1 protein-coding gene is annotated in these 463 nt (G+C 59.4%); it reads left to right on the top strand.

What is annotated here, in order from left to right; all coding sequences use genetic code 11:
* Positions 1–277, top strand: a 277-nt coding sequence (locus CYJ76_RS12675) for a hypothetical protein (protein ID WP_202820488.1), incomplete at its 5' end; no start/stop codon positions are given.
* Positions 278–463 lie beyond the last annotated feature (186 nt).

Here is a 463-nt window from a genome sequence, read left to right as displayed (position 1 = left end):
GGTTCATCACTTCTACTACGCCACCGGTGAACAACCCATCGGCTTTAGCTCAAGTGATGCTCCAGGTGTTGGCTACCGCTACACCTACGACGGTCTCGGCCGACGCGTAGCCAAAGACACCATCAACACCACCACCGGAGAAGTCACCCACCGTGACGTGTTCACCCACACCGGTAACCAACTAGCAGCCGTTACCACCACCGTTGACACCACCGGCCAGATCGCACTAACCACCAGTGGCACCGGTGAACCCTGCCGCTGGTTGGTCCCAGGCTAGGGTTGATGCGACGTTCTACGCCCTGGTGTGCGACCTAGCCGGAGCACCACAGGAACTGATCAACACCACCACCGGTGTCGTCGAGGGACACACCACCCAAACGTTGTATGGCAAGCGTACGTGGTCTGGTCGGTGCACCAGCCCGTTGTTGTTTGCCGGTCAGTACGAGGATGCTGAATCCGGGTG

This window comes from Kytococcus schroeteri, assembly GCF_002847825.1.
GTDB lineage: Bacteria > Actinomycetota > Actinomycetes > Actinomycetales > Dermatophilaceae > Kytococcus > Kytococcus schroeteri.
Note: the sequence above shows the minus strand (reverse complement) of the source record. Positions and strands in the feature narration are given on the sequence as shown.